Genomic DNA, 14,882 nt, shown 5'->3' with positions numbered 1-14,882 from the left:
GCTGTCCATCGACAGGAGGAGGAAGCGGCTATGCGCGGTGGAACGATCGCGGTGGTCGGCGGGAGCATCGCGGGGTGCGCCGTCGCGACGGCGGCGGCGCGGGCGGGCGCCGATGAGGTGGTGGTGCTGGAGCGCACGAGCGGGCGGCTGCAGGACCGGGGCGTCGGCCTGTGCATCCACGACGAGCGGGCCGCCGAGCTCGGCGCGAGCGGCGCGCTGCCCGGGGGGATCGCCGCGCACCCTCTGGAGCGGCGCCGCTGGGTGGTCCGGGACGACGCCCACGGGCCGGGCGGGCGGGTGATCTGGGAGCAGCCGTTCCCGTTCCACTCCTATCACTGGGGCCTGCTCTGGCACGGACTTCGGGAGTCCGTGCCGAAGTCGGTGGTCTACCGGCAGGGGGAGGCGGTGACGGGGGTCGAGGAGACCGGGGACGCGGGCGCCCGGGTGCGGCTCGCGGGCGGGTCCGTCGAGCGGTACGACCTGGTGGTCGGTGCCGACGGGTACCGGTCGGTGGTGCGCACGGCGCTCTGCCCGGATGCCCGGCCGCAGTACGCCGGTTACGTGTGCTGGCGCGGAAACTTCGACGCGGCGCTGCTCGCGGGGCTCGGCAGCGTGGCGGAGTCGGTGCCGGAGGCGGGGACCACGGTCTGCTTCCCCGGCGGTTCGTGCGTCATCTATCGGATTCCCGGGCCGGAGGGACCGCGGGTGAACTGGGTGCTGTACGCCTCTCCGCCGCAGGACGGGCAGCTGCGCCAGGGCGATCCGACGAGTTTCCCGCCGGGCGGCCTCACCCCCGAACTGGCGGGACACCTCGCGGCGTTGCTCGCTCGCGAGTTCCCGCCGTACTGGGCGCGGGCGCTGGCGCTGACCGACCCGGCGGACACCTTCGTCCAGCCGATCTACGACATGGAGACCACGCGCACCGCCGCCGGTCGGCTGCTGCTCGCGGGGGACGCGGCGAGCGTCGTGCGCCCGCACAACACGAGCGGCGCCGCCAAGGCGCTCCAGGACGCCACCGCCCTCGCCGACGGCTGGCGCCTCTGCGGGTCCTTCGAGGAGCTGCTGCGCGGATACGAGGAGACCCGCGGCGCGGCCGGACGGGAGCTGGTCGCGCTGGCCCGCCGGCTGGGCCGCGCCCAGGTCGAGCGGACCCCGGCCTGGGCGGGCATGGACGGCGGGGAGATGGCGGCCTGGTGGCGGGGCCAGCTCGGCGGGGCCCCCGGGATCGGGGGCCGGGCCATGACACCGTAGGCCGTGGTGGTCCCCCGCGGTCGTTAGTGGTCCTTGGTGGTGTTGCTGGTGATCGTGCCGTCCGTGCCGGACACGGTGACCGCGTGCCGGACGCCGTCGGAACCGATGACCACGGCCAGCCAGGCGCTGCCGCCGCCCTCCTGGGCGACCGCGCGCAGGCCGGCGACCTTCCCGCCCGGCACGGCCGCGGCGGCCTTCTCGGCCGCCTCGCCGATGGCCAGGGAGGGGATCGGCGCGGGCGCCGGGGCGTTCCTGGTGGAGCCCGCGCGTCCGTCGGCGCCTCCGGGTCGGCCCTGCTCACCGGGTGCTTTGGGGCCCGCGGGGCGGCCGGGCTCGCCCTGCTCCCGCTCGTGCCGCGGTTCTGCGGCGTGCGGGCCGCCCCGGAGGCCGCCCTCGGGTCCCGGTCCGGCCCACGCCGTGTGCGGGCCCCGCTCGACGCGCATGTGGTGGTCGTGGTGCCCGGCCGCGGCCACCACCGCTCCGCCGACGACCACCACCGCGACCGCGCCCGCCGCCACCCAGCGGGCGCGCTTGCCACGGGGGACGACGCGGCCCAGGGCCGCGGACTTGCGGGCCTCCGCCTCGGGAGCGGTCACCGGGGCGGTCGCCGGAGCCTTCACGGCGGCGGTCTCGGCCGGCTCAGCCGGCTCGGACGGCGGGACGGAATCAGACATACAGGCACTCCTCAGGACAACCGGGCGCGGTGCGCGGCTCGTTCCAGAGCATGCTGAGCGGAACCTGAAGCCCCGCTGAAGCCACCTGAAGACCTCTTCAGGTGGCGGCGGGGAGGTACTGAGATCCTGTCCGGCATGCGCGTACTGGTGGTGGAGGACGAACGGCGGCTCGCCGTGGCCCTGCAGCGAGGGCTTCAGTCGGAGGGGTTCTCGGTGGACGTGGCCCACGACGGGACCCAGGGCCTGTGGATGGCCACGGAGCACGACTACGACCTCATCGTGCTGGACATCATGCTGCCCGGGCTGAACGGGTACCGGGTGTGCGCGAGGCTGCGCGCGGCCGGCAACGAGTCGGGGATCTTGATGCTGACGGCGAAGGACGGCGAGTACGACGAGGCGGAAGCGCTCGACACGGGCGCCGACGACTTCTTGTCCAAGCCGTTCTCCTACCTCGTCCTGGTCGCCCGGCTCCGGGCGCTCGGCCGGCGTACGGGTCGTCGGCGGCCCCAGGTGATGCGGTTCGGCGACCTGCTGCTCGACCCCGCCCGGCACTCCTGTTCCCGCGGCGGCACGGAGATACGGCTGACGGCGCGGGAGTTCGCGGTCTTGGAGTACTTGGCCCGGCGCTCGGGCGAGGTGGTGCCCAAGCGGGACATCCTGGAACAGGTGTGGGACAGCGCCTTCGACGGCGATCCCAATGTGGTCGAGGTTCACGTCAGCGCCGTCCGCCGCAAGATCGACGCGCCGTTCGGCCGCGCCGCGGTGGAGACCGTGCGCGGAGCGGGCTACCGTTTGGCGGCCGACGGTGGCTGAGGTCGGGGTCGAGGTCGAACGTCCCGGCCGGCGCGGGCGCGTGCGCGCCGCCCTGTGCACCGCCCTGTGCGCGGTCCCCGGCGCGGTGCTGCGCCGGTGGCCGGTGTTGCGCCGGCTGTGGCCGACCACGGTACGGGCACGGGCCACCGTGGGCGCGAGCGTGGTGGTGGCCGCGGCCCTGGCGCTCGCCTCGTTCGCCCTGCTCGGGCTGCTGGAGGCGAACCTGCTCCGCAACGCGGAGAGCGACGCCCGGCGCCAGGCCGAGACCGTGGCGCAGCTCGCTGCCGCCGGGAAGCTGGGCCGCGTCCGGCCGCCGGCCCGCGGCATCGACTTCGTCCAGGTGGTGGGCGCCGACGGACGCGTCCTGTTCGCCAGCCCGAACCTGGCCGGGGTGCCCGCCTTCCCGCCGCCCGGCCCCGGCGCTCCGGGAACCCGGTTCCACACGTGGCGGGTCCGCCCGCTGGACGGTGAGTACCGGCAGCGGGTCGTCCAGGTCGTCACGGAAACCCCGGACGGCATGGCCACCGTCTACGCCGGCGCCTCCCTGCGGGACGCGGACGCGGCCGACGACACGACCACCGCCGCCCTCGTCATCGGCATGCCCCTGCTGCTGGCCACCGTAGCCCTGGTGACCTGGCGGGTCACCGGCCATGCGCTGCGGCCGGTGGAGGAGATCCGGGCCGAAGTCGCCGAGATCTCCGACCGGGGCCTGCACCGCCGGGTGCCGGTGCCCGCCACCCACGACGAGGTCGCCCGGCTGGCCGAGACCATGAACGCCACCCTGGACCGGCTGGAGGCCTCCGGGATCCGCCAGCGGCAGTTCATCGCCGACGCCTCCCACGAACTGCGCAGCCCCATCACCGTCCTGCGCACCCAGCTGGAAGTGGCGCTGGCCGTCCGGGACCCGGAACTGTGGCCCGAGCTGATCTCCGGGGCCCTGGAGGACATCGAACGGCTCCAGCGCCTCACGGCCGACCTGCTGTTGCTCGCCCGGATCGACGCGGCCCAGCCGGTGGCCGACGCCCCGCTGGACCTGACCGCCCTGGTGCGCGAGGTGGTGGAGGGCCGGCTCGGCGACCGGGTCCCCGTTCGGCTGCGACTGGAACCCGATGTCGAGGTCACCGCCGGCGCGCTATGGCTCGGCCGCATCGTCACCAACCTCGTCGACAACGCGCAGCGCTACGCGGACGTGCGCGTGGACGTCACCCTGCGCACCACGAAGGAGGCGAGTCCGGGCACGGCCGTGCTGGAGGTCGTCGACGACGGCCCCGGTATCCCCGCGGCCGACCGGGAGCGGATCTTCGAGCGTTTCACGCGTCTCGACGACTCGCGCAGCCGCGACCACGGCGGAGCCGGACTGGGGCTCGCCATCGCCCGCGACCTGGGCACCCACCACGGCGGGACGCTCACGGCCGAGGGCGGTGCGGGCGGGGCCGGGGGCGCGCGGCTGGTACTGCGCCTGCCGACGACGCCCCGGACCTGACGGGGCCGGGGCGACGGGGGCGGCCGGGGTGGGCCGCGCTCACCCGTTCACGAAGAGGAGGTCCTCGCTGGGGTGGGTCATCCGCAGGATCTGATCGTCCGTGATCTCGACCAGCTGGTGGAACCCGGTGAGGACCTCGTCGCCGGGCAGGATGCGGAACTTGTCCTCGCCCGCGGCCAGGAAGGCGGGGAAACAGGCCAGCGAGCAGTTCTCGGGGTCGAAGTCGAAGTAGTCCTTCAGCCTGCGGAACAGTTTGGGGAGGATCACCACGCCCGTGTCGTCGTTCGTGATCGATTCGATGCCGTCGATCTCCGCCCCCTCGACGGTCACGTCCTTCGCCCACAGGCCCTTCGGCGGCGTGTGCTCCTTCGCCTCCAGGGCGACGGCCTTGAGGGCGTCCCGCAGGTCCACGGGCAGGCCCTCGTAGAAGGTCGGGTAGACCAGGCCGAGCGAGAGCAGGTGGTGGTTGGCGGTCCGCTCCAGCTTCTTCTTGTCGACGTCGATCCGATAGCCGCTGTACGCGGGCGGGGTGCCGCGGCCGACCAGGGCGACGCAGCGGCCGAACATGTCCGTGCCGCTGGTGAGGATGTAGCCGGGCACTCGGTCGGGGGTGGTGGTGACCGTCCCGTCGTCGTGCCACTGGACGCTGGTGAAGTGGAGCCAGGTCAAAAGGGCATCGGCGGCCGCGCGCGCGAACTTGAGCGGCTGGCGCCGCTCCGGCCCGTAACTGCCGTTGGTGTAGTGGGTCTCCAGCGCGTCGATGCCCTCCAGCCGTACGGAGGCTCGGCCGTCCGCCTTGGGCAGGACCCCGGTGCACCCCGGCACGAGTTTCCAGTCCGCCACGTCGTCCGGGATGAAGGGGATGGTGTCCCCGTCCGGCTTGGCTCCGCCGTTCACCCGGAACGACCCTCTGATCAGCAACATGGACACGACGACTCCCACGGACGCAACCGAACGATCACTTTCAGTAGCAGTACGTCACTCACAGTACATGTCCCGTCCGACATCGCCGCTCGTGTCCCGCGCAAGCGCCGGAAAACCCGGTGCCCCGGCAGGACGCGATCACTAGACTCGCCGTGTGCGCTGCCGACAGGGCACCGCACACCTAATGCCGAGTGAAGAGAAGGGGAGCCGCGCCATGTGCACGTACCGCACCGCCGCCTTCGCTCCCCCGACCCGGTACGACGTGATCCCGGTGTCTCGCAGCGCGCGGTGCCGGCTGCGCGGCCGTCACCGTATGCCCGTGACCCACTTCTAGGGTTCCGCCCCTCCCGCCCTCCGTACGCCCGCCAGCCCGCGAGCCCGTACGTCCTCCTGCCCGGACTCCTTCCGGACGGGACGGCGACGCCGCCGTGCGCTGCGGCTGCCCGGAAGGATCGGGGGGCCGGTTTCCGGGAATCGCGCCGCCCTCTTCCTCCGCACGTACGAAAGGCCTCGGGCCATGCGCGCCAACAGGCAGCCCCGCACCACCTCTTCCCCCACCGCCGTCCGCAACCTGGGCATCCTCGCCCACGTCGACGCCGGCAAGACCACCATCACCGAACGGATCCTCTTCGCGACCGGTGTCATCCACAAGCGGGGCGAGGTCCATCACGGCACCACCGTCACCGACCACGACCCCCAGGAACGCGATCGCGGCATCACCATCTTCGCCGCGGCCGTGAGCTGCGCCTGGGACGGTCACCGCGTCAACCTGATCGACACCCCGGGCCACGTCGACTTCTCCGACGAGGTCGAGCGTTCCCTGCGGGTGCTGGACGGGGCGGTCGCGGTGTTCGACGCGGTCGCCGGCGTCGAACCGCAGAGCGAAACGGTGTGGCGGCAGGCCGACCGGCACGGTGTGCCGCGGATCGCGTTCGTCAACAAGCTGGACCGGGCGGGCGCCGACCTCGACACGGCGGTCGCGTCGATCCGCGAGCGCCTGGGCGTCGTTCCGCTGGTGGTACAGCTGCCCATCGGAGCGGAGGGCTCGTTCTCCGGCGTCGTCGACCTCCTGGCGATGCGCTCGCTGAACTGGCGGACCGGCTCGGACGGCTACCAGGAGGGCCCCGTGCCCGAGCCGCTGCGGGAGGAGGCGGCCCGGCGCCGTCGGCTCCTGGAGGAGACGGTGGCGGAGCTGCACGCCGACGCCCTGGAGGAGTTCTGCTCGGCCTCGGCCCTCACGGAGCGGACCCTGGTGCGCGCCCTGCGGGAGCTGACGCTGCGCGGCGACGGTGTCGTGGTGCTGTGCGGATCGGCGTACCGCAACCGCGGGGTCGAGCCGCTGCTGGACGCCGTCCTCGCGTACCTGCCGTCGCCCGCCGACATGCCCGCGGTACGGGGGCTGGTGGCGGACGGTGTGGAGCAGGAGCGCGCCCCCGACCCGGCGGAGCCGTTCACGGCCCTCGCCTTCAAGGTGACGGCCACGGCGACCGGGCGGCTCACGTACCTGCGGGTCTACGCGGGCACCCTGCGCAAGGGCGCGACGGTACTGGACGCGGCCACGGGCCGTACGGAGCGGGTCGGCCGGATCCTGCGGGTCCAGGCCGACCGGCACGAGGAACGGGAGGAGGCGGTGGCCGGTGACATCGTCGCGGTGATCGGGCTGAAGGCCGCCCGGGCGGGCACGACCCTGTGCGCGCCGGGCGCCCCGCTGGTCCTCGAACCGCCTTCGGTGGCCGAACCGGTGGTGTCGGTCGCGGTCGAGGCCCGGCGGAGCATCGACACGGGCCGGCTGTCGGCGGCGCTGGCGCGGCTCGCCGAGGAGGACCCGTCGCTGGTGGTGCGGACGGACGCGGAGAGCGGCCAGACCGTGCTGTCGGGCATGGGCGAGCTGCACCTGGAGGTCGCCGTGGAGAAGATCCGCAGCGGTCACGGGGTGGAGGTCGTGGTCGGCCGGCCTCAGGTCTCCTACCGGGAGACCGTCGTGCGCGGGGTCGACGGCCTCGTCCACCGGCACGTCAAACAGGACGGTGGCGCGGGCCAGTTCGCGCACGTCGTCCTCGACGTGGAGCCGTTGGAAGAGCCGTGCTTCGAGTTCCGGTCGACGGTCGTCGGCGGACGCGTACCGCAGGAGTACGCGCGCGCCGTGGAGGCCGGCTGCCGGGACGCGCTCGCCGAGGGCCCGCTCGGCGGGTTCCCGGTGACGGGGCTGCGGGTCACGCTCACCGACGGGGCGACCCACTCCAAGGACTCTTCGGAGATGGCGTTCCGCGCGGCGGGCCGGTTCGGGCTGCGCGAGGCCCTGCGCCTGAGCACGATGGAGCTCCTGGAACCGCTCGTCGAGGTCACGGTGACGGTTCCGGAGGACGGCGTTGGGGGTGTGCTGGGTGATCTCGCGGCCCGCCGCGGCCGGGTCTGCGGTTCCACGGCCGAGGCCGGGACCGCGGTGATCACGGCGGCCGTGCCGCTGGCCGAGCTGTTCGGCTACGCGTCCCGGCTGCGCGGCCGGACGCAGGGCCGGGGCACCTTCACCACCCGGCCGGCCGGTCTCGCTCCGGTACCGGCGTCGGTCGCGGGGACCCTGTCGGTCCGCTGAGACCGCCGGGTGACCGCCCGGATGGCCGCCCCGCCCCACCCCCGTTCATCGGGGGCGGGACGGCCATCCGGGCGAACCGCATCGAGGGTCCGCCCGACCGGTCACCCGGTCCCGGTCACGCCCGGGCGGACGGGGCCGGCAGCGTGGCGAGGGCAGCGGCTCGATCAAGTCGACGTGCGACGCAGCACCAGGCAGAGGAAGCCGAAGCTGTCCCGGTAGCCGTGCAGCCACTCCGTACGCGCGGCGGTGGCCGTCTCCAACGCCTGTGCGGCGGCCGGATCGTCAGGGTGCTCCAGGGCCCATGCGGCCAGCGAGCCCCAGCAGGCCCATTCGTAGGCGTCCAGCTCGCTGCGCGTGCTGACGTGGCCGTGGACGGGGGTCCATCCGTCGGCGACGACGAGGTCCACCGTGGTCGCCAGATCGGCGAGGTCACCGAACATCTCGACGGCCTCCGCTGAAGGGGTGCGGTCCCAGAACGACTCGCCGATCAGAACGCGGCCGCCGGGAGCCAGGTGCTTGCGGGCCGCCGCGAGGGTGGGGAGGAGACCACCGAATGCGTGCGCGGCGCCGACGCTGATCACCAGGTCGAACGGCTGGGGAGAGACGAAGCCCGCGGCCTCCTGCTGGTGCAGGACCAGGCGTTCGTCGACTCCTCGTTCGCTCGCTGACCGGCGGGCTTGCGCGAGGGCGACTCCGGAGACGTCGACTCCCTCGGCGTGCAGCTGCAGGCGCGTCTCCAGGGCGCGCAGGAGCCACTCCGCCGTGCCGCATCCGAGGTCGAGCACGCGCTCGTCGCCCCGCGGCAGGCCGCGTTCGAGCAGCCGGGCGACCGAGTCGTCGGCGAGCGGAGACTTGATCGGGTGGTCGGCATGGGCGATCGCGGAGATCCGTTCGCGGCTCATCGGCGCGGCGTGGCCCTCGTCCAGGAGCAGTTTCGCGGCCACCGCGGTCCCGTCGGTGCGGATCGTGTCGGCGACGGCCTTCGCCCGTGCCTCCGTCCGGGGGGTCAGGGCCGTCGCGAGTGCGGCCGACAGGGACGTGAAGGTCGGGGTCGGGCCGTCGTGCGCCACGCCGATGCCCAACTCGGCCACGCGCTCGGCCCAGTACGGCTGGTCCACGAACTGGGCCACCACCACCTGGGGTGCACCGGCTCGGGCGGCGGTGGTCGTGGTGCCCGCACCACCGTGGTGTACGACGACCGCGACCCGGCGGAACAGGGCCTGGTGGTTGACGTCGCCGACGGCGAAGCAGTCGTCCGAGTCGTCCACCAGGCCCAAGTCCGCCCAGCCGCGGGAGACGAGCACCCGGCGGCCCTGCGCGCGGACCGCCTCGACGGCCGTCCGGGCGATCTCGGTGGCAGCGCTCAGGGGCATGCTGCCGAAGCCGACGTACACCGGTGCGGTGCCGGCGTCCAGGAACGCCTCCAGATCTGCGGGCAGGGGGCGTTCGTCGTGCAGGATCCACGCTCCCGTCTGCACGACGTCGAGGTCCGGTAGTTCCTTCCACGGGCCCAGGACCGGGTCCACCGCCAGCCAGGGCCGTTCGGTGAAGACGTGGGCGCGCACGTCGTCCACCGGTGCAAGGCCGATCGCCGCGCGGTGGGCGTTGAGGGCCTGCCGGTAGAGGGCGTTGACCTTCTGGGTGTCCAGGTCCCACAGGGCCTGGTTGTCGGTCATCTCGGGCGGTGCCGGCGGGCCGGGCCGGGGCGGCGGCGGGTAGTGCGGGGAGGGCATCTCGAAGGGGTGGAAGCCCGCGTACACGTAGCGGATGCCCAGTTTCTCGGCCACCGAGCGGGCGCCGGCCGGCATCAGGCCGCTCGCCAGCAGCACGTCGCAGCCCTCGGCCGCCTTGCCGACCGTGTCGAAGTGCGCGGCGACCAGCTCGGCCGCGAACGCGGCCGCGTCCGACGGCGGCGCTCCCGTCCGCAGCGCGCGCACGTCCCGCCCGAAGGGCACCAGTTCCGCGCCGACACCGGCCAGCAGCTTCGCGAACTCCTCGTCCGGCGGTGCGCACACGCGTACCGCCGCGCCGAGTCTCCGCAGCTGGGCGGCCAGTCCCGCCAGCGGCGCGATGTCGCCGCGCGATCCGTACGCCATCAACAGCACGCGCATGTCGTGTCTCTCATTCCGGTGGTGCCGGCCTCGGCCGGCGATGGTGCGGCGGGATGCGGGTCTTACGGGTCTTCCCGGTCTTCTGGGTCTTCCGGGTCTCCGCAGTGCCGTCAGGCGGTAGGGCTCCGACTCCAACGGTCGAGAGCGGCGTACGCCGGGATCCACCGTGCGGTGCAGGCGGCGTACGCGGGTGCGGGCAGCCGGGCGAGGAGCCCTTCCGCCGTCCGTTCGTCGGCACCGTCCAGCAGCCACGGCAGCAGCAGCGGTGCGTCCTGACCGACGTACTGGGCCTGGACCCGGCCGAAGTGGCCCCACTGCTCGGCCGTCAGCGCCCGTTGGATCAGCGGGAGCACCGCTTCCTCCTCGTGCTGGAGGTGGCCCGTCAGGCCGCGGGTCAGCGCGTCGGCAAGCTGCCCCAACCACAGCGAGCCGGCACCGGGGTCGGTCAGCGCGCGGTCGATGGCCCGGATCACCGTGCCGATGGCGGCGTGTTCGGCCTCCATCGCCTCCAGCAGCGCCAGGTCCCTCGGCCGGCCGGCCAGGTTCCGCCGCAGCGACGGCCACAGTGCGTCGTCCTCGGCCGTGTGGTGGGCGCGGAGGGCCTTCTTGAACAGCGTCCACCCAGCAGTGGTGGCCAGGACCTGCCGCGGGTCCTGGTCCGCGACGGTGGTGAGCCGGTCCAGATGGGCCAGTTCCCGGCGCAGGGCATCGTGCACCGCGTACATCACGGTCAGGTCGATGGCGTCGCTCATGGGCGGTCCGACAGCGTTCCGGTGTGCTCACCGGCCACTGCGTCGACATGACTGAAGGCGAGACGCGCCGACGACGGGACGCAGGCGCTGGCGGGGCGACGGCCCACCGCGTCCGACCGTACGAACGGGGGTTCTTGCACGCGTGACTGCATGCCTCAAAGATCTTGCGGTTCGCACGTATGATCAAGGAACGGTTGTGCGCGGTTCGATAACCGCCAGGTTATCGACGAAGGGCCGTGGGCCGGTGGAGCTGCGGGACATCGAGATCTTCCTGGTGCTGGCCGAGGAGCTGCACTTCGGCCGGACGGCACAGCGGCTGCACGTCTCCCAGGCGCGCGTCAGCCAGGCCATCAAGAAGCAGGAACGGCGCATCGGCGCCGAGCTGTTCGCCCGTACCAGCCGCACCGTGCGCCTGACGGAGGTCGGCCGCCAGTTCCGCGACGATCTGCAACCGGTCTACGCAGGTCTGCACGCATCCCTGGAACGCGCCCAACTGGCGGCCCGCGGCATCACCGCACAGCTCCGCGTCAGCCTGATGCCCTTCAACGTCGCCGATCTGCACCCCTATTGGAAGGCCTTCCGCGCGCGGTACCCGCACTGGGGGCTCCAGATCCGCCAGGCGACCTTCACCGATGTGTTCGGTCAGCTCCGCAGCGGTGCCACGGACGTCATGGTCCTCTGGCTGCCGGTGGAGGAACCGGACTTCACCGTCGGGCCGACCCTGTGCACCGACTCCCGGATCCTCGCCGTGGCCTCCGACCACCGGCTCGCGGAACGGGACTCGGTGCCGCTGGAGCTGCTCGCCGACTTCCCGCACGGCACGGCCCACGGCCTGCCGGACTACTGGGAGGACAGCTACCTGCCCTTCCACACCCCACGGGGCCGCAGGATCGAACGCATCACGTCCGCGACCTCGGACAACGCCGATGAGCTGATCAGCCACGTCGGCATGGGCGAGATCATCCACACCTTCCCCGGCCATGTCACCAGGCACTGGGGCATGTCGAACATCCGATGGCTTCCCCTCCCCGACATGGCGACCATGCAGTTCGCCCTGGTCTGGCGGACCGAAGCCGAGAACGACCTCATCCGCGCCCTGGCCGACACGGTGCGGGACCTCGGCGTGTTCCGCTTCTGACGAGTCGTGCTCGGCAACCATTCGGGCCCCGCGCGGGTCCTCGATAGGAGGGGTCCCGCGCGGGGCGCCGTCGTCGGGGGTGGAGGAGCGTCATGGGGGTCCGCAGAGCAGTGAAAGGCGCCGGCGAGTTCCTGATCGAGGCGGTTGGCGAAACCCTCGGCGAGGCGATCCTCAGCCTGCTCGCTTGCGCCCTGCTCGCCCTTCTCGTTCTGATCGCCTACCTGAGCTGGTCCTTCAGCCCCCGCCTGACCATCGCGGGGGCCGGACTGTTCGGTCTCTTCCTCGCCCACGGCGCCTGGCAGACCTTCCGCACCCCCGCGAAGGGGCGTCGTCGGGGTCTCGCCGCCCTGACCGCGGCCGGCTTCGCCCTGACCGCAGGGACGGCCGTGTTCCTGCTGTTCTACGCCACGGACTGCAACTGCTTCTGAGCGCGCTCGACTCCGAGCAGGTCGGGCTGCACATGGCAGCAGTTGCCGAAGGCGTCGTGCGAGCCGTCGGGGGCGACAGCCCACCGGCGTTTCGCCGAGTGGACGAAGGCACGGGTCTGGGCCAAGCTGCACCTGGACCATAGAACGAACCATGGCCTGGCTCGCCGGCTGTCGCCGACTCCACCGCCGCTACGAACGCAAGGCCGAGCACTTCCTCGCCTTCACCAGCATCGCCTGCACCCTCATCTGCTACCGCCGACTCGCCAAATGAGATGACCTCTTAGGCCGGACCGCCGGGCCGTTCAGCTGCGCATCGAGGAACCGTCACGCGTGGTTCGCGGCGTAGGGGGAGGCCGCGCGGTAGCAGGCGGAGTGGACGATGAAGGCGAGCACGGGCTCCTTCCCCCCGCCCTGGAGGGCGGTGGCCTGCACCGAAAAGTGCTCCGTCTCGTTCACGGCGTAGATCTCGGGGTGCTGGTCCACGCTGTTGGTCTTGCTGTGCCTGATGATCTTCCAGCCATTCTCGTCAAGCGCGTGCCGCAGGGTCTCCATGCCGGTGTCGACCTGGTCGCCGGTCAGGCCGTACAGCGACCAGGAGTGGTGCATGGCGAAACGGTCGTCGGCGTACGTGTCGCATGCCGTGGCGCTCATGTCGGACTCCGTGACCCTGCCCTTGACCCCGGCCATCTCCAGCAGGCGGCTGGAGACCTCTCTCGTCTTCGTGCGCGCCGGGTCGGGATCCATCCGCACCGGCGTGTAGTTGAGTTGCGGGGTGTCCACCCCACACCCCACAGACAGCACCGACAGCGACGTGACGGCGACCGCAATAGCCAGAACCCTCACACCCGAGACACCTCGGCGATCGACCGTGCGTCGCATGTCAACCACGTTGCACCGCGCCGCACCGCGCAGCGTCCACCCCGGCTTGATTTCGATGCTCAACGACTGATCTCTCCATTTGTCGGTGCGGCTCTCGGAGCCGCCAGGAGTGGGTCGCCATCGCTGGACCATCGAATGCACCATGGCCTGGCTCGCCGGCTGTCGCCGACTCCACCGCCGCTACGAACGCAAAGCCGAACACTTCCTCGCCTTCACCAGCATCGCCCGCACCTTAATCTGCTCCCGCAGACTCGCCAAATGAGATGACCTCTTAAGCTGCGGGAATCAGCGGTACTCGCAGACAGACAAGGTGAACATGTTCGAGTCGGTGCAGGAAAATCCCTACCCTGACAGCCACGTCCTCGGCGAGGGCCCCGAGCCGCACCCGCTGCTGCGGCCCGCACTGCCCCTGCTGGGACGCTGGCACGGCCGGGGGCAGGGCGAGTACCCGACCCTCGAGCAGGACTTCCGCTACGAGCAGGAGATCGTCTTCAGCCACGACGGCCGCCCCTTCCTGCGCTACGAAGCACGCGCGTGGCTGATCGACGGGTCCGGAGCGCCGGTGCGGCCCGCGAGTCGTGAGGCCGGGTGGTGGCGGGTGACTCCCGACGCCGCGCTGGAGGTCGTGCTCGCCCATCCGACGGGTGTGGTGGAGACCTACGTCGGGCGGGTGTCCGGTACGGAGATCGAGATCGAGACCAAGGACGTGGCGCTGACCCCGCTGGCCAAGGAGGTCACCGGCACACGGCGGCACTACACGGTCGAGAGCGACGCGATGACGGTCGTCCACGACATGGCTGCCGTGGGACAACCCCTACAGCACCACCTCACGACGCACCTGCGGCGGCGCCCGTCGTAGGCGGCGTCTGCGAGAGATCACCCGGGTGCCCGGCACGGGCTGCGGGTGCTGCGGACCGCGCCGTCGCATAGTCGGTGGCAGGCCGGAGCCGAAGGCCGTGACCGTGGGGAGTGACCGTGGTGGATGTGGTACGACGCTCCGCCCTGACGGGCCTGCTGTGCGCGGGGTTCGCCGGGTTCACCGGGTTCGTGCCCTCCTCGCCCGCCTCGGCCGCGCCGGGGCGCACCGCCCGGGCCACCGTCGGTCCCCGCCCGCCGGCCGCGCTGCTGGGTGAGGAGATCCGCCGGCTACCCACCTCCCACAAGGCACTGGCCCTGACCTTCAACGCCGCCTGGGACGTCGACGGGATCGACACGGTGCTGGCCGAACTGCGCCGGCGAAAGCTGCCCGCCACCTTCTTCCCGACCGGGGAGTTCGCCGAGACCCACCCCGCGGCGGTGCGCTCCATCGCCGATGCGGGTCACGGCCTCGGCAACCACTCGCACAGCCACCCCTCCTTCGACGACCTCAGCACCGCCGAACGGGCGAACGAGGTCCGCGAAGCCGACGCGGCCATCCGGGCGGCGTCCGGGACCGAGCCCCTGCCGTTCTTCCGGTTCCCCTACAGCTCCACGACCCCGGAGTCCATCGCCGACGTCAACGACCTGGGCTACGCGGCGATCGAGTTCAGCACCGACACGAACGGCTACCTGGGCCCGCAGGGAGGCATGAGCGTGGACAAGGCCGTCGAACGGGCCGTCGACGCCTTCGCGCCCGGGGCGATCATCCAGATGCACGTCGGCAGCAACGGCTCGGGCGTCGTCCTCGACGCCGAGGCCCTTCCCCTGATCGTCGACGCCGCCCTGGCCGCGGACTACGAGGTCATCGACCTGCGCCGGTTCCTCGAAGCCGAGGCGGGGCTGCGGTGACGGTCGCCGTCACCCTCGTACCGTTCGCGGGAGGTGCGGAGCGGGGGTCAGGGGTCGTGTACCGCCATC

General features: G+C 72.4%; 13 protein-coding genes and 3 pseudogenes. 10 read left to right on the top strand and 6 right to left on the bottom strand.

All coding sequences use genetic code 11. From position 1 onward, the window contains the following. The first annotated feature begins 30 nt into the window (after nt 1-30). Complete coding sequence (locus tag OG207_RS40295; protein WP_329106133.1) at nt 31-1,251, top strand: FAD-dependent monooxygenase; 1,221 nt, start codon at nt 31-33, stop codon at nt 1,249-1,251. Between the two features lie 23 nt (nt 1,252-1,274). On the opposite strand, the gene OG207_RS40290 is transcribed toward OG207_RS40295, so the two are convergent. Continuing rightward, complete coding sequence (locus tag OG207_RS40290) at nt 1,275-1,925, bottom strand: hypothetical protein (RefSeq protein WP_329106132.1); 651 nt, start codon at nt 1,923-1,925, stop codon at nt 1,275-1,277. A gap of 135 nt (nt 1,926-2,060) precedes the next feature. Here OG207_RS40290 and OG207_RS40285 point away from each other — a divergent pair, with 135 nt between their 5' ends. Next, on the top strand, nt 2,061-2,738 hold the full coding sequence (locus tag OG207_RS40285; protein WP_266600929.1) for a response regulator transcription factor: 678 nt from the start codon (nt 2,061-2,063) through the stop codon (nt 2,736-2,738). Between the two features lie 106 nt (nt 2,739-2,844). Next, on the top strand, nt 2,845-4,221 hold the full coding sequence (locus OG207_RS40280; protein ID WP_402694274.1) for a sensor histidine kinase: 1,377 nt from the start codon (nt 2,845-2,847) through the stop codon (nt 4,219-4,221). A 39-nt stretch (nt 4,222-4,260) separates the two neighbouring features. On the opposite strand, the gene OG207_RS40275 is transcribed toward OG207_RS40280, so the two are convergent. Beyond that, entirely contained in the window at nt 4,261-5,145 is an 885-nt protein-coding gene (locus tag OG207_RS40275; RefSeq protein ID WP_329106128.1) for a thermonuclease family protein, read from the bottom strand. 517 nt (nt 5,146-5,662) lie between these two features. Here OG207_RS40275 and fusA point away from each other — a divergent pair. Then, a complete protein-coding gene (fusA, locus tag OG207_RS40270; RefSeq protein WP_329106126.1) occupies nt 5,663-7,738 on the top strand; it encodes an elongation factor G in 2,076 nt (691 codons plus the stop codon). Between the two features lie 164 nt (nt 7,739-7,902). Here fusA and OG207_RS40265 read toward each other — a convergent pair whose 3' ends face one another. From OG207_RS40265 to OG207_RS40255, 3 genes and pseudogenes are all read right to left on the bottom strand, one after another. Then, nucleotides 7,903-8,640 (bottom strand): SAM-dependent methyltransferase, encoded by a 738-nt coding sequence (locus OG207_RS40265; RefSeq protein WP_329108228.1) that lies wholly within the window; start codon nt 8,638-8,640, stop codon nt 7,903-7,905. 18 nt (nt 8,641-8,658) lie between these two features. Next, nucleotides 8,659-9,849 (bottom strand): annotated as a pseudogene (locus OG207_RS40260) (glycosyltransferase); the annotation flags it as partial. 110 nt (nt 9,850-9,959) lie between these two features. Then, entirely contained in the window at nt 9,960-10,601 is a 642-nt protein-coding gene (locus OG207_RS40255; protein ID WP_329106124.1) for a hemerythrin domain-containing protein, read from the bottom strand. 244 nt (nt 10,602-10,845) lie between these two features. Here OG207_RS40255 and OG207_RS40250 point away from each other — a divergent pair, with 244 nt between their 5' ends. From OG207_RS40250 to OG207_RS40235, 3 genes and pseudogenes are all read left to right on the top strand, one after another. Beyond that, nucleotides 10,846-11,739, top strand: a complete 894-nt coding sequence (locus OG207_RS40250) for a LysR family transcriptional regulator (protein WP_329106122.1) — start codon at nt 10,846-10,848, stop codon at nt 11,737-11,739. A 92-nt stretch (nt 11,740-11,831) separates the two neighbouring features. After that, a complete protein-coding gene (locus OG207_RS40245; RefSeq protein ID WP_329106120.1) occupies nt 11,832-12,167 on the top strand; it encodes a lysine transporter LysE in 336 nt (111 codons plus the stop codon). Nucleotides 12,168-12,300: 133 nt separating this feature from the next. Further along, nucleotides 12,301-12,438, top strand: a pseudogene (locus tag OG207_RS40235) (IS5/IS1182 family transposase); the annotation flags it as partial. 53 nt (nt 12,439-12,491) lie between these two features. On the opposite strand, the gene OG207_RS40230 reads toward OG207_RS40235, so the two are convergent. Next, nucleotides 12,492-12,947, bottom strand: a complete 456-nt coding sequence (locus OG207_RS40230) for a hypothetical protein (protein ID WP_329106116.1) — start codon at nt 12,945-12,947, stop codon at nt 12,492-12,494. Nucleotides 12,948-13,155: 208 nt separating this feature from the next. Between OG207_RS40230 and OG207_RS40225 the strand changes: the two are divergent. From OG207_RS40225 to OG207_RS40215, 3 genes and pseudogenes are all read left to right on the top strand, one after another. Beyond that, nucleotides 13,156-13,308 (top strand): annotated as a pseudogene (locus OG207_RS40225) (transposase); the annotation flags it as partial. Nucleotides 13,309-13,362: 54 nt separating this feature from the next. Continuing rightward, nucleotides 13,363-13,905, top strand: coding sequence for an FABP family protein (locus OG207_RS40220; protein ID WP_329106114.1), 543 nt, complete (start codon nt 13,363-13,365; stop codon nt 13,903-13,905). 119 nt (nt 13,906-14,024) lie between these two features. Continuing rightward, on the top strand, nt 14,025-14,813 hold the full coding sequence (locus OG207_RS40215) for a polysaccharide deacetylase family protein (RefSeq protein WP_329106112.1): 789 nt from the start codon (nt 14,025-14,027) through the stop codon (nt 14,811-14,813). The last annotated feature ends 69 nt before the right edge of the window (nt 14,814-14,882 follow it).

This window comes from Streptomyces sp. NBC_01439 (genome assembly GCF_036227605.1).
Taxonomy (GTDB): domain Bacteria; phylum Actinomycetota; class Actinomycetes; order Streptomycetales; family Streptomycetaceae; genus Streptomyces.
The sequence above is the reverse complement of the archived record's forward strand: the minus strand, read 5'-3'. Positions and strand labels throughout refer to the sequence as shown.